Origin of the sequence: Streptomyces sp. NPDC101181, assembly GCF_044767975.1 — a bacterium.
Taxonomy (GTDB): Bacteria; Actinomycetota; Actinomycetes; order Streptomycetales; family Streptomycetaceae; genus Streptomyces.
The window spans coordinates 138057-164007 of record NZ_JBIWOX010000003.1 but is presented as its reverse complement, the minus strand read 5'-3'; the positions used below and the strand labels follow the sequence as shown (position 1 = coordinate 164007).

Here is a 25951-nt window from a genome sequence, read left to right as displayed (position 1 = left end):
GCGGCGCTCCGGCAGTACCGTGTGATCCATGCGCCCCGACACGCCTGCCGACCACACCACCGAAGCCGAGCGTCTGCTCCGCACCGCGGCGCAGTACCCCGAGGACCACGAACCGCTGATCCTCCAGGCAGCGGCCCACCTGGAACTCGCGGGTGACCGCGCCCGCGCGAGCACGCTCTACGACGACCTGCTCGCCGCCCCCGAGCCCACTGTCGACAACCCGCACCTGATCAAGGCCCTGAAGGCGGCCAACCTGTGGGAGTACGGCCACGAGGCCGAGGCCCGCGCGATCATCCACGGCATCCGTGCGGCGGGCCCGCTGAACGCAGCGCCGTGGCAGGTGGCCGCCGAGACGCTGGAGGCGCACGATGAGCTGGAGTCGGCGCACGAGGTCTTCTCGACCGCGCTGACCCTGCTGCTGGCCCCGGACGAGGAGGTCCCGTACCCGGTCCAGTCCCTGCTGACCGGCCGCCACCGGGTCCGCAGGCTGATGGGGCTGGACCACGACGCCTGGGACCAGCTGGCGGGTGAGCTGCACACGGCCCCGGTTCCCCTGGACGAACTCCACGACCCCAAGCGCCTGTGGTCCCTGGGCTCCTCGGACCCGGTGGAGCTGAAGGCCGAGATCGCCCGCCTCCGCGCGGAGCTGGGCACCTACCGCACGGCTCTGTCCCGCCCGTTCCCGGTGGCCGTGCTGCACTGGCCCGAACCCGAACTCCGCGAACTGCTCACGGTGTACCCGGCGTTGGCCGAGGAGTACGTGGACCACGCCACGCACCTGGACCGCCTGGAAGCCGCGCTCCGGGACCTCCACACGACGGGCACCCCGAACCTGGGCATCGTCACGGGCACGGTCCCCTCCTACGAGGCGTTCGCCGCCTCCGAAGCCACGTCCCCCGCCACCGTGGGCCTCCTCCCCCAGTACGCCACCACCCTCGCCGCCCGAGGCCGCGCCACCCCCTGGCCCCCGTCCCGCACAGCCGCCTGCTGGTGCGGCTCAGGAAAGGCCTACGGCAGGTGCCACGGGGTCTGAGGCCTCTGCTGTACGCCTCTCGCAGGGACCTCCGCCCACGACGTCTCGGGCGGCGGCCCCTGATGCTTTCGCTAGCCACGGGACCCGGCTGTCAGACCTCCTTGATAGAACTGCATATGTAGTACGCAGCCAGATGAGGGGACTCGGGCATGCTCAACAACCTTTCGAATGAAGCGCCAGTTGCTGGGCTCTATGAATCGCTCATTACGCATCGGCTCGCCGAGCGGATGAAGCAGCTCAATTCCGCGGGCTGGCACTCCATCGAAGCCTCAGTCGGCACAGAGTCGGCGCCCCATGTCCTCTCCCGCCATATCGGCGCCACAGTGCGTCGGGTGCTCCAAGGCCTCACCCCTACCGAGCAGGTGATGGCGGCCAATCACATCCTGGAATCGCTCAATACGATCGAAGGTGCGACGGAGTGGGTCGACCTCGTCACCGATGGACCGCGCCAGCTGCTGGCCGTCGCGGAGCAGGAAGCACCCGGCGTATACGCCATACGCCCGGCGACCCCGCTGTCCGAAACGGCACTCATCACGAACTCTCCGGAGGACCCCAGTCTCGGCTTCGAGCTGCGCTCCGAGCTCGCCACCGCCGACCGAGTCGACCTCCTCTGCGCATTCGTGAAGTGGCACGGACTCCGGGTCTTGGAGAAGTCCCTGTCGTCGGCGCGCGAGCGCGGCATTCCCATCCGGGTACTCACGACGACGTATATCGGCGCCACCGAGCGCCGCGCGCTGGACCGACTGGTGCGAGACTTCGGCGCCGAGGTGAAGGTCAACTACGAGCTTCGCTCGACCCGTCTTCACGCGAAGGCATGGCTCTTCCGGCGTGACAGTGGTTTTGACACGGCGTATGTCGGCAGCTCGAACCTTTCCAAGGCCGCTCTCCTTGACGGGCTCGAATGGAATGTCCGCCTCTCCTCGGTCGCAACGCCTTCCGTGATCCGCAAGTTCGAGGCGACCTTCGACGCCTACTGGAGTGAGCCGGCTTTCGAGTCGTACGACCCTGACAGGGATGCCCAGCGGCTGGATGATGCCCTGTCCCGCGCCGGTGGTAGTGGCCGCCCTGGGTCTACGAGCATCACCCTCTCCGGCCTGGAGGTACGCCCGTACCCGCACCAGCGGGACATGCTAGAACGCCTCGAAGTTGAGCGCACGGTGCACGATCGACACCGCAATCTTCTCGTCGCAGCAACGGGTACCGGCAAAACCGTCATGGCGGCGCTGGACTACAAGCGTCTGCGTCAGACTCTCGGTCGTGACCCCCGTCTGCTCTTCGTAGCGCATCGCAAGGAAATCCTGGAGCAGTCCTTGCGCGTCTACCAGAACGTTCTTATCGATGCGAACTTCGGTGAGTTGTTGTTCAGCGGCGAGATCCCCAGCCGATGGACTCACGTGTTCGCTAGCGTCCAGTCGCTTACAACGCAGGCTCTGGACCGTATCGCCCCGGATCACTTCGACGTCATCGTGATCGACGAGTTCCATCACGGTACGTCGCCCACCTACCGCAAGATCATGGACCACTTCCAGCCACGGGAGCTCCTGGGGCTGACGGCGACCCCGGAACGCATGGATGGCTTGAACATCCAGGACGAGTTCTTCGACGGTCGCATCGCGGCGGAGATGCGGCTCTGGGAAGCCCTGGAGAACGAGCTTCTCAGCCCATTCCACTATTTCGGCGTAACCGACAACACGGATATGAGCGCTGTTACTTGGAAGCGTGGAGCGTACGACTCGACAGCGCTGAGCAACCTGTTCACGGGCAACGACGCGCGAGCTCGGCTCGTGGTGCAGGCAGTGAAGGACAAGGTCACCGATCCGGACTCGATGCGCGCCCTGGCATTCTGCGTGTCGGTCGCGCACGCACGCTTCATGGCGGACTTCTTCCGGCGGGCAGGCCTCAACGCGATAGCGCTGTCTGGTGAGACTCCAGCGCACGACCGTAAGGCAGCACTGGATGACCTGCGCTCGGGAGCACTTCAAGTCATCTTCTCTGTCGATCTGTTCAACGAGGGACTCGATATCCCCGATGTCGACACCTTGCTCCTGCTGCGCCCTACCTCTAGTGCCACGGTCTTCCTCCAGCAGTTGGGCCGGGGATTGCGTCGAACCGCCGACAAGGCGGTCCTCACCGTCTTGGACTTCATCGGCCAGCACCGCAAGGAGTTTCGGTTCGAAGAACAGTTCCGCGCACTGACGAACCTGACGCGCAACCGCCTCCTCGACAGCATCGAGCAGGACTTCCCTCAACTTCCTTCGGGCTGCCAGATCATCCTTGAGACGAAGGCCAAGGACCTGATCATTGACAACATCCGCGCCCAGATCGCAGTCAATGTCAAGCAGCTGGCCCGCGAGGTCGCATCCTATGCGAAACCACGCCTTATGGACTTCCTTAAGGAGAGCGGCAGGGAGCTCAAGGAGCTCTACCGAGGCGACGGAAACTCTTGGACAGGTCTCTTGCGTCGAGCGAGGCTGCTGGACGCGGTCGGCCCTGAAGGCGAGTTGCCCCTCCTCAAGCGGGTCTCGGCATTCCTGCACGTCGATGACCCGCTGCGCGTTGCGGCGTACAGCAAGCTGCTGGCCGATGACGCTCCTACCTACGACGAGCTCAGCGAGCAGGAACAAGGGTACGCCCGCATGTTCTTCTTCTCGCTCTGGCCGCTGGGTGGAGATTTTCCCAGCTACCAAGCTGGACTGGACTCACTGCGCCCCCAGCATGCGTTCCGGGATGAGCTGCGTCAGGTGCTCGCTCACGTCCTGCAGCAGGCCGACCACGTGCCCGTGCCACTCCTCGGGGCGCACGCTGCCATCCCCCTGACCATCCACGCGTCGTACAGCCGCGAAGAGATTCTCCCAGCGCTGGGCCAGGCCTCCGTGGACGGCCGGAAGCCCGGACACTTCCGCGAAGGCGTGAAGTGGTGCGAGAACATCCAGACCGATGCCCTGCTTGTCACCCTGGAGAAAGACGAGAAGGACTTCTCACCCGAGACCCGCTATAAGGACTACGCCCTCAACGACTCCTTGTTCCACTGGGAGTCACAGAACCAGACCTCGGAGCGCTCACCCACCGGCGTCCGCTACCAGACCCACAAGGAGAAGGGCACCCACGTCCTGCTCTTCGTACGCCGGTACAAGCAGACGGATATCGGTGGACCCCAGCCATGGATGCTCATGGGACCGGCGGAGTACGTCAAGCACACGGGCAGCAACCCGATGGCGATCGAATGGAAGCTTTCTCATCAGATTCCAGCCGACGTATGGACCTACTCTGCAATCGCCGGTGGCTGATCGAATAGATCAACACATCCTCTGTCCCCTATGAGCTCGCCTCAATCTCCGAGCATCGGATAGCACGATGTTGCGCTGCCCCAGGACTTGAGTCGCGGAGGGGATGAGTTTGGTGCCGCTCGCGCTGGCCTAGGGTTACGTCGCTCATGGCGGCCAGCATCGATCAACTGATGGTCCACTGCGTCTTTGTCGGTCGCGGCTGGGCCCTGCCCACCGTCGACGGCGAGCAGCTGCCGACGGCCGTCCACCTGCGGCGGACGTGGCTGTCCGCGTCCCCCTGGGAGCGGTCGGCCGCCGGCTGCCCTCACCGGTCGTCCATGATTCCATCACAATTCCGCTTCGCTTCCTCCATGCCCCTGAATCAGCCACGGCCCCGCTGCGAGCATCGGCTGCTCCAACGCGTCACCGCACCTAGTCCGGTCTTGGGGGCAACACATGCAGACGACGAAGCAGGCACGACGGCCGCGACACCTCCTCCTCCGGATACCCGTGGGGGCCGCCGTGCTCGCGCTGGTCCTCGTGGGGTGCGGGGGCGACGGTGGTGGGGCGGGGGACGGGGGCGGTGGGGCGAAGGGGGCCTCCGAGGTCGTCGCGTCGGCCAGTGCCTCGCCCGCCGGGAAGCGGGAGCGGGCTCTGGCGCTCATGGACGACGACGAGCAGCGCGCGAAGGCCGGGGAGGACCTGGCCGTCGACGTCCTGGACAACGACTCCGTCACCCTGGAGAGCGGTGACGCGGCAGCCCTGCTCGACGCCTACGACCCGGACGAACTGACCCTGAGCATCACGGCCGCCCCCGGACACGGGGAGGCCACGGTGGTCGGCGCGTCGGTCATGTACACCGCCGCGGCCGGGTACGGGGGTGCGGACGAGTTCACGTACCGGGTCCAGGTGCCCGGGACCGAGGTGGCCGCCGCCGACGCCATCGTCCGCATCGAGGTGACCGCGCCGAAGCCGAGCCCCGAGCCCACGCCGAAGCCGACGGCCCCGAAGTCCGAACCGGAACCGGTGTCCTACGAGAACTGCGACGCCGCCCGCGCCGCCGGAGCCGCCCCCGTCGAGAAGGGCGACCCGGGCTACGCGCCCCACCTGGACCGCGACGGCGACGGCGTGGGCTGCGAGCCGTGGGGCGGCGGGTCGTCGTCCTCCGGCGGAAGCTCCAGCAGCGGCGGCGGCGGTGGCAGCGCCTCCTACGCGAACTGCGACGCCGTACGGGCCGCGGGCGCCGCCCCCATCCGGTCCGGGGATCCGGGCTACGGACGCCACCTCGACCGGGACGGCGACGGCGTGGGCTGCGAATGACCGTCACCCCTCCCGCGCGGCGTCGGACGCCCGCCGCCCCGCGCCCGTACTGACCGGCGACTCCCCCGCGTAGGACCGGGTGCGTACCCGTACCGGAGACGACCGAGCCGGACGGGTACGCGTCCGGAGGGGCGGGGCCCTGAGGTCGGGGTGCCTCAGCCGCCCAGGGCGTGCGACACGGTGTAGATCGCCAGGCCCGCGAGGGCTCCGACCACCGTGCCGTTGATCCGGATGAACTGGAGGTCGCGGCCGATGTGCGCCTCGATCTTCTTCGAGGTCTGGTCCGCGTCCCAGCCCGCGACCGTCTCGCTGATCAGCGAGGTGATCTCCGCGCGGTACGTCGTGACGACGTACACCGCGGCGTCCTCCAGCCAGCCGTCCAGCTTGGCCTGGAGCCGCTCGTCGCTCGCCAGCCGGGCGCCGAGCGACATCAGCGACGCCCGTGCCCGCAGCCGCAGTTCGCTGCGCTCGTCCTCCGCCGCCGAGATGATCATCGTGCGGACGGAGGACCAGGCCGAGGCGATGACGTCCTGAACCTCGCTCCGGCCGAGGATGTCGGACTTCAGCCGCTCCACCCGGGCGCGGGTGTCCGGATCGCTCTGGAGGTCGGCCGCGAAGTCGTTGAGGAAGGTGTCGATGGAGCCGCGCGCCGGGTGCTCCGGCATGTCCCGCATCTCCGTGACGAACCGGAGCAGTTCCTTGTAGACCCGCTCCCCCACCCGCTTGTCCACGAACCGCGGTGTCCAGCCGGGCGCCCCGCCCTGTACCGCGTTCATCACCGAGTCGCCGTGCTCCACCAGCCAGTCGTGCGCCCGTACGCAGACGAGGTCGACGACCCTGCGGTGGCCGCCGTCGGTGACGACCTTCTCCAGCATCTTGCCCAGACCCGGCCCGACCTCCACCGACTCGGCGCGCCGGGTGATCGCCTCACCGACCACCGCCTGGACGTCGGAGTCCCGCAGCACCGTCAGCGCGCCGCGCAGCGCGGTCGCCGACTCGGCGGTCACCCGGTCCGCGTGGGCGGGCTCCGCCAGCCACACACCCAGTCGCTTTCCGACCCCCAGAGCGTGAATTCGGTCACGAATGACGTCTCCGGAGAGAAAGTTCTCGCCAACGAAGGAACCGAGGGACTGTCCCAGTTGATCCTTCTTCGTGGGGATGATCGCGGTGTGCGGGATGGGCAGGCCGAGCGGGCGCTTGAAGAGCGCCGTGACGGCGAACCAGTCCGCCAGCGCACCCACCATCCCCGCCTCGGCAGCCGCCGCGACGTAGCCCGGCCAGCCTTCCACGCCTGAGCTCTCCGCCCAGGTGGCCAGGACGTAGACGAGCGCGACGAACAGAAGGAGGCCGGTGGCCGTGAGCTTCATGCGCCGTACGCCGCGCTGCTTCTCCTCGTCGGCGGCGGTGTACGCGAACGAGGCCAGCGGGCCCGCGCCCACGCCCGGGGCCCCTGACACCGACCCGTTCTTCCGCTCCGCGTCCTGCACTTCGGATCCGGTCCGTTCCATCCGCTCCACCCGTCCGCGTACGCCTCGCTCCCGTGCCGTACGCATTGTCTCTGCCTCACCTACTCCTGAGCCGCACGTCGAGTTCCCCACGGCCTGTCGCATCATGGGAACAGCACGATCATCACAAGGAGAAAAACCGCACATGCCCAGGCGTCAGGGGTATGCCCTGCTCATCGCCCTCATGGCGGGCACCGCCGCGCTCGCCGCCGCCGTCGCCTTCGGTACGACGCTGCTGTCCGGCCCCCGTTCCCCGGCACCGCCGCCGCCCGCCGAGACCCAGGCGGCGGCCCGTAACCCGGTCGCCCCCGCCGCCTCGGGCGGCAAGTGGGTCGCCACCTGGACCGCCGCGCCGGTCCGCGGCGAGCCGAACACCCCGAACGGGCTCCCCGGACGCACCATCCGTAACGTCGTCCACACCAGCATCGGCGGCGACGCCGCCCGGATCACGCTGTCGAACCTCTTCGGCACGGTCCCCCTGGTGGTGGACCAGGTCACCGTCAACACCCGGCCGGTGACCTTCAAGGGCGCCCCGGCCGTCACCATCGCCGCGGGCGGGCAGGTCGTCAGCGACCCGGTCGTCGTGCCCGTGGCCGCCGACTCCGACCTCCAGGTCAGCCTCCGCACCCCGGAGCCGAGCGGGCCGGTCACCTACCACCCCAACACCCATCAGACGTCCTACCTCATCGACGAGCGCGGCACCTGGTCCACCACCCACTGGCGCTATCTGACCGCCGTGGACGTCCGCAGCGAGCGGGCGCTCGGCGCGGTCGTCGCCCTCGGCGACTCCCTGACCGCGGGCAGCGGCTCCACCACCGACGCGAACGCCCGCTGGACCGACGTCCTCGCCGACCGGCTGGCCGGCCGCCACGGGGTCGCCAACGCGGGCATCGCGGGCAACCGGATCGTGGGCCTCGGGCGCGGCACCGGCGGCCTTCCCGGCACCGAGCGGCTCGACCGCGACGTCCTGTCGGTCGCGGGGGCGCGGACCGTCATCGTGGCCCTCGGCATCAACGATGTCCAGCAGACCCCGCAGGAGCCCGACCCCCAGCGCATCGTGGACAGCCTGCGCTCCCTCACCGAGCGGGCGCACGCCCGCGGACTGACGGTCGTCGGTGCGACGCTGACCCCGTTCGAGGGCTTCGCCACGTGGACGCCCGAGCGCAACGCCGTCCGGCTGGCGGTCAACGAGCAGATCCGGGCGGGGACGGTGTTCGACGCGTACGTCGACTTCGACGAGGCGGTACGCGATCCCGCCGCGCCGAACCGGATGCTCGCCGTGTACGACTCCGGGGACCACCTGCACTTCAACGACGCGGGCTACCGCGCGCTCGGCGACCGGGTCGACCTGAGGACCGTGGACCGGGCCCGCGCCCCCAGGTCCGACGAGCTGTGAGGCGCTGAGCACATCCGGGGCGAGGGCCCGGGAGCGGCCCCAGGGACCAGGGCCGGTGAGGGCACGGGAGCTACGGGAGCGGCCGGGCATCCCAGGGCGGCCCTGCCCTCCGGGACCACCGCAAGGGCCCTTACGGTCCTTGCTCCCCCCGGGCCCGGGAGGGGCCTTGCGGTCCTGACGCGCGGGTCCCGGGAAGACCTTGCGGTCCCTGCCCGCCGGGCCCGGCCGGGGCCCGCCGTCCCCGTCGTCCCCGCCTCAGCCCAGTTCCTTGCGGCCCCGGCCCCGGCCGCCGCCCTTCCGGTCGTCGTCCGGGCCGTCCAGGCCGCTGCGGCCGCGCGCCTCCAGCTCCGCCTCGCGGGCCTTCGCCTCCTTCAGGCGGCGGCGCTCCGCCTTCGTCCGCCTCCGGTCCACTCCGACGCCGCCCATCAGCGCCAGCCCGGTGATCCGTACGTACGGTGCGTCGGGTGCGGGCTCGCTCTCCTCGCTGGAGCCCTCCCCGAAGCCGCCCATGATGCCGACGCCCCGGACGTCGACGTTCAGCTCCGGCGGTGCGGTCACATGCAGGCCGCCCATGATCGTGATGCAGCGGATCACGGTCTCCCGGTCCTCGAAGTGCGCCTCGCGCAGATCGATCTCGCCGCCGCCCCACATCGCGAACGCGGTGAACTTCCGGCCCACCGTCCAGCGGCCCTTCCGGCTGAAGCCGCCCCAGAACGCGAACCCGCCCCGGGAGGTCGCGGTGCCCCCGATCCGGGCGGGCCAGTTGGCCGCCGAGCCCCGTAGCGGGGCGGGCGCGGACGAGCCGGCCGGGGTCACGGCCGAACCGGGCGCCGGAAGGTCTTGCACGAGGGGCTCCAGCTCCCCGTGGGTGCGCGCCTTGTAGGCGGATTCGAGGCGCTGCTCGAACTCGTCCATCTCCAGTCGGCCTTCGGCCACGGCCTCGCGCAGCAGCTCGGCGATCCGCTCACGCTCGGCGTCGGAGGCGCGCATGTCCGGACGTTCACTTGTCATACCGCGCAGCCTATTGAACGCACCGGCGCCCGGCACAGGGATACCGGCCGACGGCCGCGCGCCGCCTCGGAACGGAACCCTGGCCTCCGCGAAGCCGCTCCGCCGGTCGGCAGACCGTCCCCGGGGACTCGGGGAGCCGGCCGACGACCGTGAGCTGCGGGAAACGGCCCCGGGCGGTCGGAGCGTCAGGGAGCCGCCTCGTACATCTTCGCGATCACCGACTCGATGTCCGGCTCCCGTACCGAGAGGTCGACCAGCGGGTACTGCGCCGCGATCCGCGCCACCAGCGGGGCCGCCGACGCATCGGCGGGGAACGTCAGCCACTGGCGCGGGCCCGCCACCTTGACCGCCCGCAGCGCCGGGCCTGAGGCGTCCGGCTCCAGTTGGATCGGCGGGAGTTCGCGTTCCAGGTCCACCACCAGCGTCCGCTCGCTCTCCCCCACCGCGTGCAGACCCGCCAGCGAACCGTCGTACATCAGGCGTCCGTGGTCGATCACCATCACCCGGCCGCACAGCTGCTCGATATCGGTGAGGTCGTGCGTCGTCAGCAGGACCGTCGTCCCCTGCTCGGCGTTCAACTCCCGGAGGAAGCCGCGCACTTTGGCCTTGGAGATCACGTCCAGGCCGATGGTCGGCTCGTCCAGGTACAGCACCTCCGGATCGTGCAGCAGCGCCGCCGCGATGTCGCCGCGCATCCGCTGCCCGAGCGAGAGCTGCCGTACGGGGACGTCCAACAGGGCGCCCAGGTCCAGGAGTTCGACGCAGCGGTCCAGGTTCTCCCGGTAACGGCGGTCCGGGATGCGGTACATGCGGTGCATCAGCCGGTACGAGTCGCGCAGCGGCAGGTCCCACCAGAGGGTGGTCCGCTGCCCGAAGACGACACCGATGCGGTGCGCCAGGCGCGTACGTTCCCGGGAGGGGTCGATGCCCGCGACGCGCAGCCGTCCGCCGCTGGGCGTGAGGATGCCCGTCAGCATCTTGATCGTCGTCGACTTTCCCGCCCCGTTCGGGCCGATGTAGCCGACCATCTCGCCGCGCGGGACCTGGAAGCTGATCCCGTCCACGGCCCGGACCTCGTGCCGTTCGCGGCGCAGCAGACCGGCCTTGCGCCGGACCTCGAAGACCTTCTCGACCCCGTCGAGCGTGATGAAACCGTCGTCCCGCACCGTGTCCTCCGCTCAACTTCCCGTGCTGCGGTAGGTCCGCAGCCCCGCCCGCCAGGCCAGACCCGCCAGCGCCAGGCAGCCCGCCGCCACGACCGGGGGCAGGAACGCCACCCACTGGGGCAGGTCTACCGGGTACTCCCGGTCCAGTACGTACAGCGCGGGCAGCCAGCTGACGAAGGCCAGCGGGATCACGAACGTCACCCCGCGCACCAAATCCTTCGCGAAGACCGTCGGCGGGTACTGGAGCAGCGTGGTTCCCCCGTACGTGAAGGAGTTCTGCACCTGCGAGGCGTCCTGCGCGAGGAACTGGAACGCCGCGCCGGCCACGAAGACCGCCCCGAAGATCGCCGCCCCGCTCACCACCATCACCGGCAGCAGCAGCACCTTCACCGGGGTCCACGCGATGTCCAGGGTGACCAGCGCGTAGCCGAGGACCGCCAGGCCCTGGGTGACGCGGCCGATCCGGCGCAGCGCGAACCGGTCCGCGGCCACCTGGGCCAGTACCGGAACCGGGCGCACCAGCAGGGTGTCCAGCGTGCCGTCGCGGACCCGGCGGCCGACCCGTTCCATGGACCCCAGCAGCAGGTCGCACAGGCCGAAGGCGGTGGCCGACACCCCGTAGAGCAGCGCGATCTCCTCAAGGGCGTAGCCGCCGAGCGCGTCGACGTGCGAGAACATCAGCAGGATCGTGACGAAATCGAAGGCCGTCACCGCGAGGTTCCCGAACGTCGTCATGACGAACGAGGCCCGGTACGCCATCGTCGAGCGCACCCACATCACCATGATCAGGCCGTACGCGCGCACGCCCTCCAGCATCCGGGGCCGCTCCTCGTACGCGAAGCCACCGGCCTCCCGGCCCGCGCCGTCCCGCACCGCCGTCGTCTCAGCCACCCTGGACCACCACCCTCCTGGTCGCCGCGGACTGCGTCAGGCGCCCCGCCAGCAACAGGACCACCGCCCAGCCGCCCTGGAACGCGTACGCCTCCACCAGACCCCACCCCGTGTGCTTGCCGAGGAACACATCGGCCGGAACCTGGAGCAGCGAGGACCACGGCAGCGCCCGCGCCACCTCGCCGAGCAGCCCGGGAAACAGGTTCAGCGGCAGCAGCATCCCGGAGAAGAACAGCCCGGCCAGCATGGTGATCTGGCTCGCCCCGGCCCCGTCCAGCAGCCAGAACGCCGAGAGCGCCACCAGATAGCGCACCCCGAAACTGACGACGACGCCCAGGAACACCGAGAGGAGGAACGCGGGCCAGATCCACAGGGAGCCGGGCAGCGCCAAATCGAAGGCGAGCGCCCCCAGGACCATCGGCGCGACGCCCCGCCCCAGCAGGTGGAACGCCGCCCGGCCCAGGTCGGCCGCCAGCCACCACAGCTGGAGGTCGGCGGGGCGGTACAGGTCGACGGCGACGTCCCCGGTGCGGACGCGCTCCATCAGCTCGTCCTCGAAGCCGCCGCCCATCAGGGCGCAGGCCATCAGCAGGGCCTGCCCGAGCCAGACGTAGGTCAGCGCCTGCGCGGTGTCGTAGCCGCCGAGCTGCGGACGTTCGTCCCACAGGGCGATGTAGGTGTACGCCAGGATGAAGCCGAAGACCGTGTTGGTGAACACGCCCGCCGCCGTGGCGGTCCGGTAGGTGGCGTAGCGGCGGAATCCGCCCGCCGCCACCACCGCGTAGAGCCGCACCCCGCCCCCTCCCCGCCGCCCAGCGGCTCCCGACACCACAGCGCCCGACAGAAGCGTCCGACACCAAAGCGCCCGACCTTAGTGCGGCGCCGGGGCGGCCGCGACCGGTTTTCGGGACGACGGCCGGCGGGGACTCGCACGATCCCCGGCGAAACGACCGCAGGAGACGCCCCGCGCGCTTCCTCACGGAGCACCGACGGGACGACACCGCGCGCTCCCCTGGCTGGATACCGACGGGACGACCGGAGGAGGGAACGAACCTGACGTAACGCCAGTTTTCGGCATCAAACGGGCAGTATAGGAGCACCGTCCACGTCCGAGGAGCGCCACCGACATGAGCGACGAGCCGCAGACCTGGGCCCCCCGCGACCCCTCGGGCGCGATGGCCGACCCCGGAACCGCCGGGTCCCCGCACCCGGGAGGGGCGCCGCGCAAGGGCCGGACGAGACGGCCCCGGCGCACCGGCTGGCGGCGCGCCGTCCCCACCTGGCGGATGGTCCTCGGGACCCTGCTGGGCCTGGCACTCCTCATCGGCGGCGGGCTCATCGCCGGGTACCACCTCGTGGACATCCCGGCCGCCAACGCCGACGCCGCCGCCCAGTCCAACGTCTACCTCTACAACGACGGCAGCGTCATCGCCCGCGACGGCGAGGTCAACCGGGAGAAGGTCAAGCTCTCCCAGGTCCCCCCGACCGTCCAGCAGGCCGTCCTGGCCGCCGAGGACCGCGACTTCTACTCCCAGCCCGCCGTGGACGTCCGGGCGGTCTTCCGGGCGGGCTGGAACACCGTGACCGGCAAGGGCACCCAGGGCGGCTCGACCATCACCCAGCAGTACGTCAAGAACTACTACCTCGGCCAGGAGAGGACCCTCGTCCGGAAGGCCAAGGAACTCTTCATCGCGGTCAAGCTCAACCGCGAGACGAGCAAGGACCAGATCTTCGAGGGCTACCTCAACACCAGCTACTTCGGCCGCAACGCCTACGGCATCCAGGCGGCCGCCCAGGCGTACTACGGCAAGAACGTCGAGGACCTCACCACCGCCGAGGGCGCGTACCTCGCCACCCTCCTCAACGCCCCCAGCGCCTACGACGTCGTCGCCCACCCCGACAACGGACCGGCTGCGCTGCGCCGCTGGAAGTACGTCCTGAACGGCATGGTCAAGGAGGGCTGGCTCGACGCCGCCGAACAGGCGACGACCCGGTTCCCCGCACCCGGCAAGGCCAAGCGCCCCACCGGGCTCTCCGGGCAGCGCGGCTACATCGTGCAGGCCGTGGAGGACTACCTGACCCGCCGCGGCATCCTCGACGCCAAGACCCTCGCCCTCGGCGGCTACCGCATCACCACCACCCTCGACCGGGCCAAACAGGACGCCCTCGTCGAGGCCGTCGACGCGAACGTCATGGCCCGGACCAGCCAGGAACGCGAGGTCGACCGGAACGTCCGCGTCGGCGGGGCCTCCATCGTTCCCGACACCGGCGCGGTCGTCGCCCTGTACGGCGGCGTCGACTACACCAGGCAGTACGTCAGCAACGCGACCCGCCGCGACTACCAGGTCGGCTCCATCTTCAAGCCGTTCGTCCTGACCTCCGCCCTCGTCAACGGCTCCACCACCGGCGACGGGCGGCCCATCACCCCCAACACCGTCTACGACGGGTCCAACGAACGCCCCGTCACCGGCCCCCGGGGCGACACCGGTTACGCCCCCGCCAACGAGGACGACACCGACTACGGCTCCATCACCGTACGCACCGCCACCGACAAGTCCGTCAACTCCGTCTACGCGCAGATGGCGCAGGACGTCGGCCCGGCGAAGGTGCGCCGGACCGCGGTCGCCCTCGGCGTCCCCACCGACACCCCCGACCTGACCGCGGCCCCCTCCATCGCCCTCGGCACCGCCAACGCCAGCGTCCTGGACATGACCGAGGCGTACGCCACCCTCGCCGACCACGGCCGGCACGGCCGCCACGTCCTCGTCGACGAGGTCACCAAGGACGGCACCGAGGTCGACCTGCCCGAGCGCACCACCGAACAGGCCGTCACCCGGGAGGCCGCCGACACGACGACCGCGGTCCTGCGCAGCGTGGTGGAGGGCGGCACCGGCACCGCGGCCCAGGCGGTCGGCCGCCCCGCCGTCGGCAAGACCGGCACCGCCGAGGAGGACCGGGCCGCCTGGTTCGCCGGATACACCCCCGACCTGGCGACCGTCGTCGCCGTCCTGGGCCAGGACCCGGACACCGGCGCCCAGACCCCGCTGTACGGGGCCTTCGGCCTGGACCGCGTCAACGGCGGCGGCGCTCCCGCCGAAACCTGGGCCGCCTACACGCGAGCGGCGCTGAACTCCTCCCCGGCCCAGGAGTTCGACCTGGAACCGGCGCCGGACTCCGAGGCGCCGGACGGGGAGGTTCCGGACGGGGAGGTCCCGGACACCGACGCCCCGGACACCGGCGAGGGAGACGCACCGTCGGCCGACGAGGACTCCGGAGACTCCGAGGACTCCGGGGACGGCACGGACACCGGAAGCTCCCGGGACGGTACGGACACCGAGAGCGAGGGAGAGGGCGAGGGCGCCGGGGACGGCAGCGCCGACACCGGGAACGAGACACCCGGCCGCACGACGATCCCGTCCGCGCCCGCCGCCTCCTCCTCCGGCCGCCCTCCGAGCGGTCCAGGGACCACCGGCTCCCCCACAGCCGCCCGGAACGGCGGGACCGGCGGGGGCGACAGGAACGGCGGGGGCGGCGGGGGAAGCACCGGCCCGGCCGCTGACCGCCCCGGGGGCGGGGCTCAGTGACCGGAGGTCGCCTTCAGCCCCACCACGGCCACCAGCAGCAGACACACGAAGAAGATCCGGGCGGCCGTCACCGGCTCGTTCAGCACCACCATGCCCAGGATCGCCGCACCGGCCGCGCCGATACCGACCCACACCCCGTACGCCGTACCGATCGGCAGGGTCTTCGCCGCGTGCGACAGCAGCACCATGCTCGCGACGATCCCGAGGCCCGTGAACACGCTCGGCCACAGCCGGGTGAACCCCTCGGTGTACTTCATCCCGATCGACCAGCCGACCTCGAGCAGACCGGCGACGACCAACAGAACCCACGCCATGACAGGCACCTCCGACGAAACCTCGCGAACAGAACGGGTGCGTCGTCTTTGCCAACCCGGTACGGCGCGTCTCGTCGGGAGGTCCCAGCGTAGCAAGAAACGGGAAAGGGCCTGGTGACACCGGTCACCAGGCCCTCACGCGCTCAACCGCCCTCCGGCCATCAGCCGCCGGCTGGGGCCGCGGCCGGAGGCGGGAGACGCGGAGAGGAGGTGGGAGGTGGGCAGATTCAGAGATACAGCCCGGTCGAGTCGACCGACCCCTCGAACCGGTCAGCGGCCACCGCGTGCAGATCCCGCTCCCGCATCAGCACGTACGCCACGCCCCGCACCTCGACCTCGGCACGGTCCTCGGGGTCGTACAGCACCCGGTCACCGGGCTCGACGGTCCGGACGTTCTGCCCGACCGCGACCACGACGGCCCAGGCCAGGCGGCGGCCCACCGCCGCCGTCGCCGGGATGAGGATGCCGCCGCCGGAGCGCCGCTCACCCTCCGAGGTGTCGTTCCGCACCAGCACCCGGTCGTGCAGCATCCGGATGGGCAGCTTGTCGTCGTGGGTGGTGTTCTCGCTCACGCCCGCAACCTACCTGCCGCGCCCCAGGCCGTACGCCCCCGGGTAGGGGATCACGCACGGCTCCGGGCGGCGCGGCACCCGCGACCCCTACCGGCGGACCAGGAGCGGCGCCGACCGTCGGACCAGGAGCGGCGGCCCCGACCGTCGGACCAGGAGCGGCGGCCCCGACCGTCGGACCAGGAGCGGCGGCCCCGACCGGCGGACCAGGAGCGGCGATCCCGACCGGTAGATCAGGAGCGGCGGCGCTGCCACGACACGGTGAGCAGCCCCACCACGCCTACCGCCAGCAGCGCCGCGGGGATCACCCGCTCCAACCGCGGTGAGCCGTCCTCCGCGACGAACTGGGCCTTCACATCCGCCACCGAACGGTTCACCGCGACGAACGCGCGGCCGGCCGTCCGGTCCACGGACTGGGCCGCCTTCGCCTTGGCGTCTCCGATGATCGTCTTCGGGTGTACCCGCACGCCGATCTCGTCGAGCACCACAGCGAGCTGCGCCCGCCTGCTGATGATGTCCGCCTCGATCTGCGCAGGGGTCCTGGCATCCGACACTGCGCCGCCTCCGTGGTCGTCGTCCGGTAAACCTTCGTCTGGGTCTTCGTCGACAGTCTGTCAGCTCGAACCTCCGCACACCCGGCGGCACCCCTATTACCCTCGGTCCCGTCCGACCCGTGCGCCACCCGAGGAGAACCACATGAGCGAGCGACTCAAGCCCGGCGACACCGCTCCCGCCTTCGCCCTTCCCGACGCCGACGGCAACGAGGTCTCGCTCGCGGACCACAAGGGCCGCAAGGTCATCGTCTACTTCTACCCGGCCGCTCTTACCCCCGGATGCACCAAGCAGGCCTGCGACTTCACCGACAACCTCGACCTGCTGGCGGACGCCGGGTACGACGTCATCGGCGTCTCCCCCGACAAGCCGGAGAAGCTCGCGAAGTTCCGCGAGGCGGAAGACCTCAAGGTCACTCTGGTGGGCGACCCGGCCAAGAAGACCCTGGAGGCGTACGGCGCCTTCGGCGAGAAGAAGCTCTACGGCAAAGTGGTGACGGGCGTCATCCGCTCCACCGTCGTCGTCGACGAGCACGGCAAGGTCGAGCACGCGTTCTACAACGTGAAGGCCACCGGCCATGTAGCCAAGATCATCAGGGATCTGGGCATCTGACGGACGCCCCGGTACGGGCCGGGCGCCCGGCCCGTACCGGGCGCCGGAACCGCCCGCCGAAACCGCCGCGAGGTGTCGAGATCGTGTGAGGGAGATCCCATCGGCGGGTGAAGTCGGTTTGCGGCCGCCATGACAGCGCAGAAGCCTTTCCTGGAACACCCATCGAGGAAAGGACCCCGGCCATGGCGGCCCCCGACCCCCACCAGGCGGCCGACCCAGCAGCGGTCAAACGTCACCCCGCGCTCTTCCGGGCCATCCGCAAACGCCAGAACCCGCGGCTGCGCAGGACGGACATCACCGTCACGGACGACGCCTCGGTCAAGCGGGCCGTGAAGGCCGCCTCCCTGGGCAACGCCATGGAGTGGTTCGACTTCGGGATCTACTCCTACCTCGCCGTCACCATCGGCCATGTGTTCTTCCCGTCCGGGAACGACACCACCCAGCTCCTCTCCTCCTTCGCGACCTTCGCGGTGGCCTTCCTCGTGCGGCCGCTCGGCGGCATGTTCTTCGGCCCCATGGGCGACAAGATCGGCCGGAAGAAGGTCCTCGCGCTGACGATGATCCTGATGGCGATCAGCACCTTCGCCATCGGCCTCATCCCGTCGCACGAGACGATCGGCATCGGGGCCGCGGCCCTGCTGATCTTCTTCCGGATGCTCCAGGGCTTCTCGACGGGCGGCGAGTACGGCGGCGCGTCCACGTTCATCGCCGAATACGCCCCCGACAAGCGCCGCGGCTTCTTCGGCAGCTTCCTGGAGTTCGGCACCCTGGCCGGGTACGTCGGGGCCGCCGGGCTCGTCACGGCCCTGTACGCCCTGCTGGACACCGCGCAGATGGAGTCCTGGGGCTGGCGCATCCCGTTCCTCATCGCGGGCCCGCTGGGCCTAGTGGGCCTCTACCTACGGCTGAAGCTGGACGAGACCCCGGCCTTCCAGAAGCTGGAGGGCGGCACGGCCCACGCGAGCGACGCGGCGGACGGCGTCGAGACGACGGCCAAGGGCGACCTCGCGAAGATCTTCCGGCAGTACTGGCCGACGCTGATCCTGTGCATCTGCCTGGTCGGCGCGTACAACATCACCGACTACATGCTGCTGTCGTACATGCCGACGTACCTCTCCGACGAACTCGGCTACAGCGAGACGCACGGGCTGCTGATCCTGCTGGCGGTGATGGTGTTCCTGATGGCGATCATCAGCCAGGTCGGCAAGCTCTCGGACCGCTTCGGCCGCAAGCCGCTGCTGATGACCGGGATGCTGGGCTTCCTCTTCCTCTCCCTCCCCGCCTTCCTCCTCATCCGGGTGGACGGCATCCTCCCGATCACCATCGGCATGCTGATGCTGGGCCTCTCCCTGGTCTGCATGCTCGGCACGATGTCGGCCGCGCTGCCCGCCCTGTTCCCCACGAACGTCCGCTACGGGTCGCTGTCGGTGGGCTACAACCTCTCCGCGTCGCTCTTCGGCGGCACGACCCCGCTGGTGATCACCGCCCTGATCAGCTGGACCGGCTCCAACCTGATGCCCGCGTACTACGCGATGGCGGCTGCCCTGGTCGGCGTGATCGCGGTGGCCTGCATGAAGGAGACCGCCCAGCAGCCCCTGATCGGCTCGCCGCCGTCGGTGGAGACGGACGAGGAGGCAGCGGAACTGGTCCAGGCCCAGGCACCGGACCCGAAGTTCTGACGCACGCCTTCGCCCCTTCCCTCGATTTCCCCCTCGACTTCCCTCGACGGAACGGCCCGTACACACGTGAGCGGCTGGCGGATGCCGCGTCGCCGCCGCGAACGCCTTCGGAGGCGTTGCCGAGGCGAGCCGGACCCACCCCGATCAGGACCGCTGAACAGGTCCCGGTGAAGCACGAGGGGAATCGCCGTACGAAGACGGTCCTCTTGCGGCGGGCGCTACGAGAAGCCGGCCTCGCGGAGGAGTGCGCCGAGTGCGGAACCCACGCGCTCTGGCTGGGCAGGCCCATGACACTTGAGGTGGACCACATCAACGGCGACCGGAGCGACGACCGCAGGGAGAATCTGCGGCTCCCGTGCCCGAACTGTCACGCGGTGACCAGCACCTGGTGCAGGGGTCGCTGTCCTGAGGATCTCTCCCTGATATGCACCGCACTCACTCGGCGGAGGGCAGTAAGCTGAGATCTGCCGCGCGGCCGTAGCCAAACTGGTATCGGCGGGTGTTTTAGGGGCATCTGGGAGAAATCCTGTGTGGGTTCGAATCCCACCGGCCGCACGCTCACGAAGGGGCCGTCCTGATCGGGACGGCCCCTTTTGACGCCCTATCCCACCAGCTCCCGCACCACCGGTGCCAACGCCCGGAACGCCTTCCCCCGGTGGCTGATCGCGTTCTTCTCCGCCGGGGTCAGCTCGGCGCACGTACGGGTCTCGCCCTCCGGCTGGAGGATCGGGTCGTAGCCGAAGCCGTTGGTGCCCGACGGGGCGGGGCGCAGGATGCCGTTCAGGCGGCCCTCGACCACGCGTTCCGTGCCGTCGGGGAGGGCAAGGGCCGCGGCGCAGGCGAAGTAGGCGCCCCGGTGCGGGGTGTCGATGTCGCCGAGCTGGGCCAGCAGCAGGTTGAGGTTGGCCTGGTCGTCACCGTGGGTGCCGGACCAGCGGGCCGAGAAGATGCCGGGGGCGCCGCCGAGGACGTCGACGCAGAGGCCGGAGTCGTCGGCGACGGCCGGGTGGCCCGTGGCGCGGGCCAGCGCGTGGGCCTTGAGGAGCGCGTTCTCGGCGAAGGTGACGCCGGTTTCCTTGACGTCGGGGATGTCGGGGTACGCGTCCGCGCCGACGAGGTCGAGGTCGAGTCCCGCGTCGGCGAGGATGGCGTGGAGTTCGGTGATTTTCCCGGCGTTGCGGGTGGCGAGGATCAGGCGCTTCATGGGCCCCATTGTCGCTCCCCACCCACGCCGGGCCCCTCCCCCGCCCGTGGGACTACGGCGTGCAGACCTTGCCGATCTCCGTCGCCGCGTCCGTCACCGGGGTGATGTCGGGGGTCGCGTCGCCGGCCTCGATGGATCCGCGGACCTCCGTGACGCCCGCCTGGAGCTCGTCGACCGCCTTGGAGAGGTCGGCGTTGTCCGTCGTGTCGTCGAGCTTCTTCAGCTCGCGGTCGATGGCGTCCAGGGACTCCGAGGCCTGGGTGATGTCCTCGGAGGCGTTGGAGAGGGCCTGCTGGAGGTTGTTGACGCTGGTGGCGATGGCGTCGGCGGTGCGGACGCAGTCGAGCGCCTTGTCCAGGCCCGCGCAGCCCACGGCCGTGGTGAGCGTCAGCAGGGTGGCGGCGGTGGCGAGTGCGATACGTCGGTGGCGGCGCGGAGCCATGGGTGCGGTCCCTCCCCGGGGGTCGTTACGTGGACGGACGCACGGTTCGACCCGTGCGTCCGTGCTTGTTACGACGCTCTGTGGTGCGGATTTGGTTGCTTCTTTACCCGGAGGAGGCGGGTCGCTACGCGTTCTGCGTGTTCGCGAGTGCGTTGCGCTGGAGCGTGGCGAGGTCGACGCAGCCCGCGGTGGCGAGGTCGAGGAGGGCGCCCAGTTCCTTGCGGTCGAAGGGGGCGCCCTCGGCGGTGCCCTGGACCTCGACGAAGCGGCCGTCGCCGGTGCAGACGACGTTCATGTCGGTCTCGGCGCGGACGTCCTCCTCGTAGCAGAGGTCGAGGAGGGGGGTGCCGTCGACGATGCCGACGCTGATGGCGGCGACGGTGTCGGTGAGCGGCTTGCGTCCGGACTTGACGATCTTCTTGCCCTGGGCCCAGCTGACGGCGTCGGCGAGGGCGACGTACGCGCCGGTGATGGCGGCGGTGCGGGTGCCGCCGTCGGCCTGGAGAACGTCGCAGTCCAGGACGATGGTGTTCTCGCCGAGGGCCTTGAAGTCGACGACCGCGCGCAGGGAGCGGCCGATCAGGCGGCTGATCTCGTGGGTGCGGCCGCCGATCTTGCCGCGTACGGCTTCGCGGTCGCCGCGGGTGTTGGTGGAGCGGGGCAGCATGGAGTACTCGGCGGTCACCCAGCCCTCGCCGCTGCCCTTGCGCCAGCGGGGGACGCCTTCGGTGACGGAGGCGGTGCAGAAGACCTTGGTGTCGCCGGAGGAGATGAGGACTGAGCCTTCGGCGTGCTTGCTCCAGCCGCGTTCGATGGTGACGGGGCGGAGCTGTTCGGGGGTGCGGCCGTCGATGCGAGACATGCGCCCGACCCTATCCGTTGGCGGGGGCAGGTCCGTTCGGGTGCGGTGGGCGGCCGTACGGGGGATGCGCCGAGCGGGGTCCGGGGCGGGCGGGGTCGCTTGGTGTACAGGGGCGGGTGGAGCTGTCCGCCGTACGGGGCTGGGTGCGGGTACGGCGTCGGCCCCGCGCCCGGGGTGGGTGCGGGGCCGACGGGGTGCGCGGGCCGCCCGTCGTCGCGGCGGGCGCGGTGGCGTACCGGCGGGCGCGGCGTGACCGGCGCCTCGGCCGCGTACCGGGCTGCCGGGCCCTCCGGCGCGGCGGCTCGACCACGTACCGGGCCACCGGGGTGCCGGGCGCACCGCGGAGCGGACGCCTTCGGGTCAGCAGGTCACATCATGTCTTCGATGTCGGCGGCGATGGGGTCGGCGTCGGTGCCGATGACGACCTGGATCGCGGAGCCCATCTTGACGACGCCGTGGGCGCCGGCGGCCTTCAGCGCGGCTTCGTCGACCTTGCTCGGGTCGTGGACCTCGGTGCGGAGGCGGGTGATGCAGCCCTCGACCTCGTCGATGTTGTCGATACCGCCGAGCCCGGCGACGATCTTCTCAGCCTTGGTGGCCATGTCCTTCTCCCTGGTTCTCACGCGCAGACAGCCGCCCGCTGCGGGTCCGTTTCGTCACGGTAACGCACGGTTGGCCCAACTTCGCGGGCGGGTAACCGGACGATCCCGAAAGATGATGATCACCGGCCCCCTGCCCTCAGGGCGAGGCCCGGACCGTGACGCAACTGGTCTACACCAGTTTGCAACGCCCGCCAAACGTGATGTGTTCCGGGAGGACGCCCATGAGTTCGAGCGCCGCTGCGGTACCGCAGCAGAAATGGTGGAACGGGCCGGTCCAGGGCTTGCAGAAGGTCGGACGGAGCCTTCAGCTGCCGGTGGCCGTCCTCCCCGCGGCGGGCCTGCTCGTCAGCCTCGGCAACCTCTTCTCGTCCTCTCTGCACGGGGCGTTCTGGGATAAGACCTCCAAGGTTCTGCTCAACGGCGGCAGCGCGATCCTCGACGGTGAGCTGGGGCTGCCGCTCCTGTTCTGCATCGGCGTGGCCATCGGCTTCGCGAAGAAGGCGGACGGGTCGACCGCGCTGGCGGCCGTGGTCGGGTTCCTGGTCTACCGGGGCGTGCTGACCGCGTTCCCGATCGACGGCACGGTCACCGACGAGCTGCCGGACGGTGAGCCGCAGAACCCCGGCGTGCTCGGCGGCATCCTGATCGGCCTGCTGGCCGCGGTCGTCTGGCAGCGCTACCACCGGACCAAGCTGGTGGACTGGCTGGGCTTCTTCAACGGACGGCGCCTGGTGCCGATCCTGATGGCGTTCCTCTGCGTGGTCCTGGGCGTCCTGTTCGGGCTGCTGTGGCAGCCGGTGGGCGACGGGCTGACGTGGTTCTCCAAGCAGCTGATCGGCCTCGGCTCCTGGGGTGCGGCGATCTTCGGGTTCGCGAACCGGCTGTTGATCCCGATCGGGATGCACCAGTTCCTGAACACGTTCTTCTGGTTCCAGGCGGGCGAGTACACCGGGGCGGACGGCCAGACCGTGCAGGGCGACATCTCGCGGTTCTTCGCCCAGGACCCGTCGGCGGGCCAGTTCACCTCGGGCTTCTTCCCGATCATGATGTTCGGCCTGCCCGCCGCCGCGCTGGCGATCACCCACTGCGCGCGGCCGGAGCGCCGCAAGGAGGTCGGGGGGCTGATGGTGTCGGTGGCCCTGACCTCGTTCGTCACCGGGGTGACCGAGCCGATCGAGTTCTCGTTCATGTTCGTCGCGCCGCTGCTGTACGGCGTGCACGCGGTGCTGACCGGGGCCTCGATGGGCATCACCTGGCTGCTGGGGGTGCACGCGGGATTCAGCTTCTCGGCCGGGTTGATCGACTTCGTCGTCAACTGGCATCTCGATACGAAACCGTGGCTGATCATCCCGATCGGCGCGTGCTTCGCCGTCGTCTACTACGTCATCTTCCGTTTCGCGATCACCAAGTTCGACCTCAAGACGCCGGGGCGCGAACCGGAGGAGATCGAGAAGGAGACGGAGAAGGATCTGACGAAGTAGCAGGACAACGGGGATGTGACCCCGGTCTCACGAGGCCCTCGGACCAGCCGGTCCGGGGGCCTTCGACATGTCACCGAACGTGCCGCGTCTGCTACTGCGAATGACATGGGGAATTGAAGGTTCCTTATCTAACCCTCACCGTGTTAAAACTGGTCTACACCACTGAGTGGTCCAGACCACGGCGCTCTGCCGCAGGGTCTTGTCGAGTCGCCGCCTTCCCTCATCGATCGTCCCGGGCGGCACCGTGCCCCATGGAGGAAGTTGATGACCACGGCTGAGACCGCACCCGCGGCCGAGAAGAAGAAGGGCGCCGGTGCGATGGCCGTCATGCAGCGTATCGGCCGCAGCCTCATGCTGCCGGTCGCCGTGCTGCCGGCCGCCGCACTCCTGGTCCGCCTCGGCAACGACGACATGCTGGGCCGCGAGTCGTTCCCGGCCTTCATCACGAAGCTCGCCGGTTACATGGCCGCGGGCGGCGGCGCGCTCCTCGACAACATGCCGCTGCTGTTCGCCGTCGGCATCGCGATCGGCTTCGCCAAGAAGTCCGACGGCTCCACCGCGCTGGCCGCCGTCACCGGCTACCTCGTCTTCCAGAAGGTGCTCGCCACCTTCACGGACGGCAACCTGCCCCAGGTCGCCAGCGTCGTCGACGGCAAGATCGTGATGAACGACGCCCCGGTCAACGCCGGTGTCCTCGGCGGTGTCGTGATGGGTATCGTCGTCGCGCTGCTCTACCAGAAGTTCTACCGGACGAAGCTGCCCGACTGGGCGGGCTTCTTCAGCGGTCGACGCCTCGTCCCGATCCTCTCCGCCTTCGCGGGTCTGCTCATCGGTATCCTCTTCGGCCTGATCTGGCCGGTCCTGGGCGCCGGTCTGCACAACTTCGGCGAATGGCTGGTCGGCTCCGGCGCGGTCGGCGCGGGCATCTTCGGTGTCGCCAACCGTGCGCTGATCCCGGTCGGCATGCACCACCTGCTGAACTCCTTCCCGTGGTTCCAGGCGGGCGAGTACAACGGCAAGCACGGCGACATCGCCCGCTTCCTGGAGGGCGACCCGAGCGCCGGACAGTTCATGACCGGCTTCTTCCCGATCATGATGTTCGCCCTCCCGGCGGCCTGCCTCGCGATCGTCCACTGCGCCCGCCCCGAGCGCCGCAAGGTCGTCGGCGGCATGATGTTCTCCCTCGCGCTGACCTCGTTCGTCACCGGTGTGACCGAGCCGATCGAGTTCACGTTCATGTTCATCGCCCCGGTGCTGTACGCGATCCACGCGGTACTGACCGGTGTGTCCATGGCGCTGACCTGGGCGCTCGGCATGAAGGACGGCTTCGGCTTCTCGGCCGGTCTGGTCGACTTCCTGCTGAACCTCGGCATCGCGTCGAAGCCCTGGCTGCTGGTCCTGGTCGGCCTCTGCTTCGCGGCGGTCTACTACGTGGTCTTCCGCTTCGCGATCATCAAGTTCAACCTCCCGACCCCGGGCCGGGAGTCGGACGAGGAGCTCGCCGAACTGCAGAAGGCCGAGGCGAAGTAGCCTCCGCCGGGCATCCGCACCCCCGGAGCCCCCGTCCGCCGAAGACTCCTCTTCGGCGGACGGGGGCTCCGTCGCGTGCGCCCGCGTGGGGTTCAGACCTCGTACACCGCTCCGGGGGCGGCCAGTTCCACCGGGCCCGGGTAGGCGGCGCGGGCGTCGGCGAGGTTGCGGTCGGCGTCGGTCCACGGGGGGATGTGGGTGAGGACGAGTCTGCGGACCTCGGCGCGGGCGGCCGCCTCACCGGCCTCCCGGCCGTTGAGGTGCAGGTCGGGGATGTTCTCCTTGCCGTCGACGAACGACGCCTCGCAGAGGAACAGGTCCACGTCCCGGGCCAGGTCCTCCAGTGCCTCGCAGCTCCCGGTGTCGCCGGAGTAGGCGAGGGTGGAGCCGCCGTGCTCGATCCGGATGCCGAAGGTGTCGACCGGGTGGCGGAGCTTCTCCGTACGGACCGAGAAGGGGCCGATCTCGAAGGAGCCCGGCTTGAGGGTGTGGAAGTCGAAGACCTCGCCCATCGCCCCGTCGGAGGGGGTGTCACCGTGGGCCGCGGTCAGGCGCTGCTCGGTGCCCTCGGGCCCGTAGACCGGGAGGGGCACCGGACGACCACCGCCGTGCGGGTAGTAGCGCACGACGAAGTACGCGCACATGTCGATGCAGTGGTCGGAGTGCAGATGGCTGAGGAAGATCGCGTCGAGGTCGTAGAGACCGACGTGGCGCTGCAACTCGCCGAGGGCGCCGTTGCCCATGTCGAGGAGCAGCCGGAAGCCGTCGGCCTCTACGAGGTAGCTCGAGCATGCCGAACCCTGCGAGGGGAACGAGCCGGAGCAGCCGACGACGGTGAGCTTCATGGAGCGTGAACCTCCGGGGCGCGGGAGACGGGGAGGGTCCATACGGTTCGGGCGGTTCCCGCCGGAGCGGCGTCGCGGTCCTGCGGG

At 70.0% G+C, this 25951-nt stretch carries 22 protein-coding genes, 1 tRNA gene, 1 pseudogene and 1 riboswitch; of the genes and pseudogenes, 11 read left to right on the top strand and 13 right to left on the bottom strand.

Annotated features, from left to right (window positions below; translation table 11 throughout):
• Positions 1–28: 28 nt before the first annotated feature.
• From ACIRRU_RS07400 to ACIRRU_RS07390, 3 genes are all read left to right on the top strand, one after another.
• Positions 29–1033 carry an SEC-C domain-containing protein gene (locus ACIRRU_RS07400; protein WP_403677342.1) on the top strand — a complete coding sequence of 335 codons (1005 nt, stop codon included), beginning with the start codon at positions 29–31 and terminating at the stop codon, positions 1031–1033.
• A gap of 149 nt (positions 1034–1182) precedes the next feature.
• Positions 1183–4320: a DUF3427 domain-containing protein gene (locus ACIRRU_RS07395; protein WP_403677339.1), complete on the top strand. Its 3138-nt coding sequence runs from the start codon at positions 1183–1185 to the stop codon at positions 4318–4320.
• A 435-nt stretch (positions 4321–4755) separates the two neighbouring features.
• A complete protein-coding gene (locus tag ACIRRU_RS07390) occupies positions 4756–5619 on the top strand; it encodes an excalibur calcium-binding domain-containing protein (protein ID WP_403677336.1) in 864 nt (287 codons plus the stop codon).
• A 155-nt stretch (positions 5620–5774) separates the two neighbouring features.
• On the opposite strand, the gene ACIRRU_RS07385 is transcribed toward ACIRRU_RS07390, so the two are convergent.
• Entirely contained in the window at positions 5775–7172 is a 1398-nt protein-coding gene (locus tag ACIRRU_RS07385; protein ID WP_403677333.1) for a DUF445 domain-containing protein, read from the bottom strand.
• Between the two features lie 97 nt (positions 7173–7269).
• On the opposite strand from ACIRRU_RS07385, the gene ACIRRU_RS07380 reads away from it, so the two are divergent.
• Positions 7270–8520, top strand: coding sequence for an SGNH/GDSL hydrolase family protein (locus tag ACIRRU_RS07380; RefSeq protein WP_403677330.1), 1251 nt, complete (start codon positions 7270–7272; stop codon positions 8518–8520).
• Between the two features lie 255 nt (positions 8521–8775).
• On the opposite strand, the gene ACIRRU_RS07375 is transcribed toward ACIRRU_RS07380, so the two are convergent.
• The 4 genes from ACIRRU_RS07375 to ACIRRU_RS07360 form a co-directional block, all read right to left on the bottom strand.
• Positions 8776–9510 (bottom strand): DUF1707 domain-containing protein, encoded by a 735-nt coding sequence (locus ACIRRU_RS07375; RefSeq protein WP_403677856.1) that lies wholly within the window; start codon positions 9508–9510, stop codon positions 8776–8778.
• 206 nt (positions 9511–9716) lie between these two features.
• Entirely contained in the window at positions 9717–10697 is a 981-nt protein-coding gene (locus ACIRRU_RS07370) for an ATP-binding cassette domain-containing protein (RefSeq protein WP_403677327.1), read from the bottom strand.
• Between the two features lie 12 nt (positions 10698–10709).
• Positions 10710–11588, bottom strand: coding sequence for an ABC transporter permease (locus ACIRRU_RS07365; protein WP_403677324.1), 879 nt, complete (start codon positions 11586–11588; stop codon positions 10710–10712).
• Positions 11581–12381 (bottom strand): ABC transporter permease, encoded by an 801-nt coding sequence (locus tag ACIRRU_RS07360; RefSeq protein ID WP_403677322.1) that lies wholly within the window; start codon positions 12379–12381, stop codon positions 11581–11583. The genes ACIRRU_RS07365 and ACIRRU_RS07360 overlap by 8 nt, the downstream gene beginning before the upstream one ends.
• Before the next feature lie 334 nt (positions 12382–12715).
• Between ACIRRU_RS07360 and ACIRRU_RS07355 the strand changes: the two genes are divergently transcribed.
• Positions 12716–15172 carry a transglycosylase domain-containing protein gene (locus ACIRRU_RS07355; protein WP_403677319.1) on the top strand — a complete coding sequence of 819 codons (2457 nt, stop codon included), beginning with the start codon at positions 12716–12718 and terminating at the stop codon, positions 15170–15172.
• On the opposite strand, the gene ACIRRU_RS07350 is transcribed toward ACIRRU_RS07355, so the two are convergent.
• The 3 genes from ACIRRU_RS07350 to ACIRRU_RS07340 all read right to left on the bottom strand — a co-directional run bounded on the left by ACIRRU_RS07350 (position 15166) and on the right by ACIRRU_RS07340 (position 16609).
• Positions 15166–15486 (bottom strand): multidrug efflux SMR transporter, encoded by a 321-nt coding sequence (locus ACIRRU_RS07350; RefSeq protein ID WP_006124859.1) that lies wholly within the window; start codon positions 15484–15486, stop codon positions 15166–15168. The genes ACIRRU_RS07355 and ACIRRU_RS07350 overlap by 7 nt on opposite strands.
• Positions 15487–15522: 36 nt before the next feature.
• A riboswitch (guanidine-III (ykkC-III) riboswitch) is annotated at positions 15523–15592 on the bottom strand.
• Positions 15593–15713: 121 nt separating this feature from the next.
• Positions 15714–16058, bottom strand: coding sequence for a co-chaperone GroES (locus tag ACIRRU_RS07345; protein WP_363199725.1), 345 nt, complete (start codon positions 16056–16058; stop codon positions 15714–15716).
• A gap of 230 nt (positions 16059–16288) precedes the next feature.
• Complete coding sequence (locus ACIRRU_RS07340; protein WP_403677315.1) at positions 16289–16609, bottom strand: DUF3618 domain-containing protein; 321 nt, start codon at positions 16607–16609, stop codon at positions 16289–16291.
• Between the two features lie 142 nt (positions 16610–16751).
• Here ACIRRU_RS07340 and bcp point away from each other — a divergent pair, with 142 nt between their 5' ends.
• The 4 genes and pseudogenes from bcp (at position 16752) to ACIRRU_RS07320 (ending at position 19453) form a co-directional block, all read left to right on the top strand.
• Positions 16752–17219: a thioredoxin-dependent thiol peroxidase gene (gene bcp / locus ACIRRU_RS07335; protein ID WP_363199727.1), complete on the top strand. Its 468-nt coding sequence runs from the start codon at positions 16752–16754 to the stop codon at positions 17217–17219.
• Between the two features lie 182 nt (positions 17220–17401).
• Positions 17402–18898: a glycine betaine/L-proline transporter ProP gene (gene proP / locus ACIRRU_RS07330; RefSeq protein WP_403677312.1), complete on the top strand. Its 1497-nt coding sequence runs from the start codon at positions 17402–17404 to the stop codon at positions 18896–18898.
• 125 nt (positions 18899–19023) lie between these two features.
• Positions 19024–19359 (top strand): annotated as a pseudogene (locus tag ACIRRU_RS07325) (HNH endonuclease); the annotation flags it as partial.
• Between the two features lie 10 nt (positions 19360–19369).
• Positions 19370–19453, top strand: a tRNA-Leu gene (locus tag ACIRRU_RS07320).
• Positions 19454–19499: 46 nt separating this feature from the next.
• On the opposite strand, the gene rdgB is transcribed toward ACIRRU_RS07320, so the two are convergent.
• The 4 genes from rdgB to ACIRRU_RS07300 form a co-directional block, all read right to left on the bottom strand.
• Complete coding sequence (gene rdgB / locus ACIRRU_RS07315) at positions 19500–20102, bottom strand: RdgB/HAM1 family non-canonical purine NTP pyrophosphatase (protein WP_403677309.1); 603 nt, start codon at positions 20100–20102, stop codon at positions 19500–19502.
• A 52-nt stretch (positions 20103–20154) separates the two neighbouring features.
• Positions 20155–20544: a hypothetical protein gene (locus ACIRRU_RS07310; RefSeq protein ID WP_363199730.1), complete on the bottom strand. Its 390-nt coding sequence runs from the start codon at positions 20542–20544 to the stop codon at positions 20155–20157.
• A 124-nt stretch (positions 20545–20668) separates the two neighbouring features.
• Positions 20669–21406, bottom strand: a complete 738-nt coding sequence (gene rph / locus ACIRRU_RS07305) for a ribonuclease PH (RefSeq protein ID WP_403677306.1) — start codon at positions 21404–21406, stop codon at positions 20669–20671.
• Positions 21407–21774: 368 nt separating this feature from the next.
• Positions 21775–22008, bottom strand: a complete 234-nt coding sequence (locus ACIRRU_RS07300; protein ID WP_363199732.1) for a PTS glucose/sucrose transporter subunit IIB — start codon at positions 22006–22008, stop codon at positions 21775–21777.
• Positions 22009–22229: 221 nt separating this feature from the next.
• On the opposite strand from ACIRRU_RS07300, the gene ACIRRU_RS07295 reads away from it, so the two are divergent.
• Both ACIRRU_RS07295 and ACIRRU_RS07290 read left to right on the top strand, forming a co-directional pair.
• The gene (locus ACIRRU_RS07295) at positions 22230–23489 is read left to right on the top strand and encodes a PTS transporter subunit EIIC (protein ID WP_403677304.1); all 1260 of its coding nucleotides are present in this window, start codon (positions 22230–22232) and stop codon (positions 23487–23489) included.
• A gap of 264 nt (positions 23490–23753) precedes the next feature.
• Positions 23754–25019 (top strand): PTS transporter subunit EIIC, encoded by a 1266-nt coding sequence (locus ACIRRU_RS07290; protein WP_403677301.1) that lies wholly within the window; start codon positions 23754–23756, stop codon positions 25017–25019.
• Positions 25020–25111: 92 nt separating this feature from the next.
• Here ACIRRU_RS07290 and ACIRRU_RS07285 read toward each other — a convergent pair whose 3' ends face one another.
• The gene (locus ACIRRU_RS07285; RefSeq protein WP_363199735.1) at positions 25112–25864 is read right to left on the bottom strand and encodes an MBL fold metallo-hydrolase; all 753 of its coding nucleotides are present in this window, start codon (positions 25862–25864) and stop codon (positions 25112–25114) included.
• Between the last annotated feature and the right edge of the window lie 87 nt (positions 25865–25951).

Bases quoted from the DNA above. Each gene is read 5' to 3' on its own strand.
- ACIRRU_RS07350 (WP_006124859.1), bottom strand. From the start codon at position 15,486: ATGGCGTGGGTTCTGTTGGTCGTCGCCGGTCTGCTCGAGGTCGGCTGG.
- bcp (WP_363199727.1), top strand. From the start codon at position 16,752: ATGAGCGAGCGACTCAAGCCCGGCGACACCGCTCCCGCCTTCGCCCTT.
- proP (WP_403677312.1), top strand. From the start codon at position 17,402: ATGGCGGCCCCCGACCCCCACCAGGCGGCCGACCCAGCAGCGGTCAAA.
- ACIRRU_RS07310 (WP_363199730.1), bottom strand. From the start codon at position 20,544: ATGGCTCCGCGCCGCCACCGACGTATCGCACTCGCCACCGCCGCCACC.
- ACIRRU_RS07400 (WP_403677342.1), top strand. From the start codon at position 29: ATGCGCCCCGACACGCCTGCCGACCACACCACCGAAGCCGAGCGTCTG.
- ACIRRU_RS07390 (WP_403677336.1), top strand. From the start codon at position 4,756: ATGCAGACGACGAAGCAGGCACGACGGCCGCGACACCTCCTCCTCCGG.
- ACIRRU_RS07385 (WP_403677333.1), bottom strand. From the start codon at position 7,172: ATGCGTACGGCACGGGAGCGAGGCGTACGCGGACGGGTGGAGCGGATG.
- rdgB (WP_403677309.1), bottom strand. From the start codon at position 20,102: ATGAAGCGCCTGATCCTCGCCACCCGCAACGCCGGGAAAATCACCGAA.
- rph (WP_403677306.1), bottom strand. From the start codon at position 21,406: ATGTCTCGCATCGACGGCCGCACCCCCGAACAGCTCCGCCCCGTCACC.
- ACIRRU_RS07355 (WP_403677319.1), top strand. From the start codon at position 12,716: ATGAGCGACGAGCCGCAGACCTGGGCCCCCCGCGACCCCTCGGGCGCG.
- ACIRRU_RS07300 (WP_363199732.1), bottom strand. From the start codon at position 22,008: ATGGCCACCAAGGCTGAGAAGATCGTCGCCGGGCTCGGCGGTATCGAC.
- ACIRRU_RS07285 (WP_363199735.1), bottom strand. From the start codon at position 25,864: ATGAAGCTCACCGTCGTCGGCTGCTCCGGCTCGTTCCCCTCGCAGGGT.
- ACIRRU_RS07380 (WP_403677330.1), top strand. From the start codon at position 7,270: ATGCCCAGGCGTCAGGGGTATGCCCTGCTCATCGCCCTCATGGCGGGC.
- ACIRRU_RS07395 (WP_403677339.1), top strand. From the start codon at position 1,183: ATGCTCAACAACCTTTCGAATGAAGCGCCAGTTGCTGGGCTCTATGAA.
- ACIRRU_RS07290 (WP_403677301.1), top strand. From the start codon at position 23,754: ATGACCACGGCTGAGACCGCACCCGCGGCCGAGAAGAAGAAGGGCGCC.
- ACIRRU_RS07295 (WP_403677304.1), top strand. From the start codon at position 22,230: ATGAGTTCGAGCGCCGCTGCGGTACCGCAGCAGAAATGGTGGAACGGG.
- ACIRRU_RS07375 (WP_403677856.1), bottom strand. From the start codon at position 9,510: ATGCGCGCCTCCGACGCCGAGCGTGAGCGGATCGCCGAGCTGCTGCGC.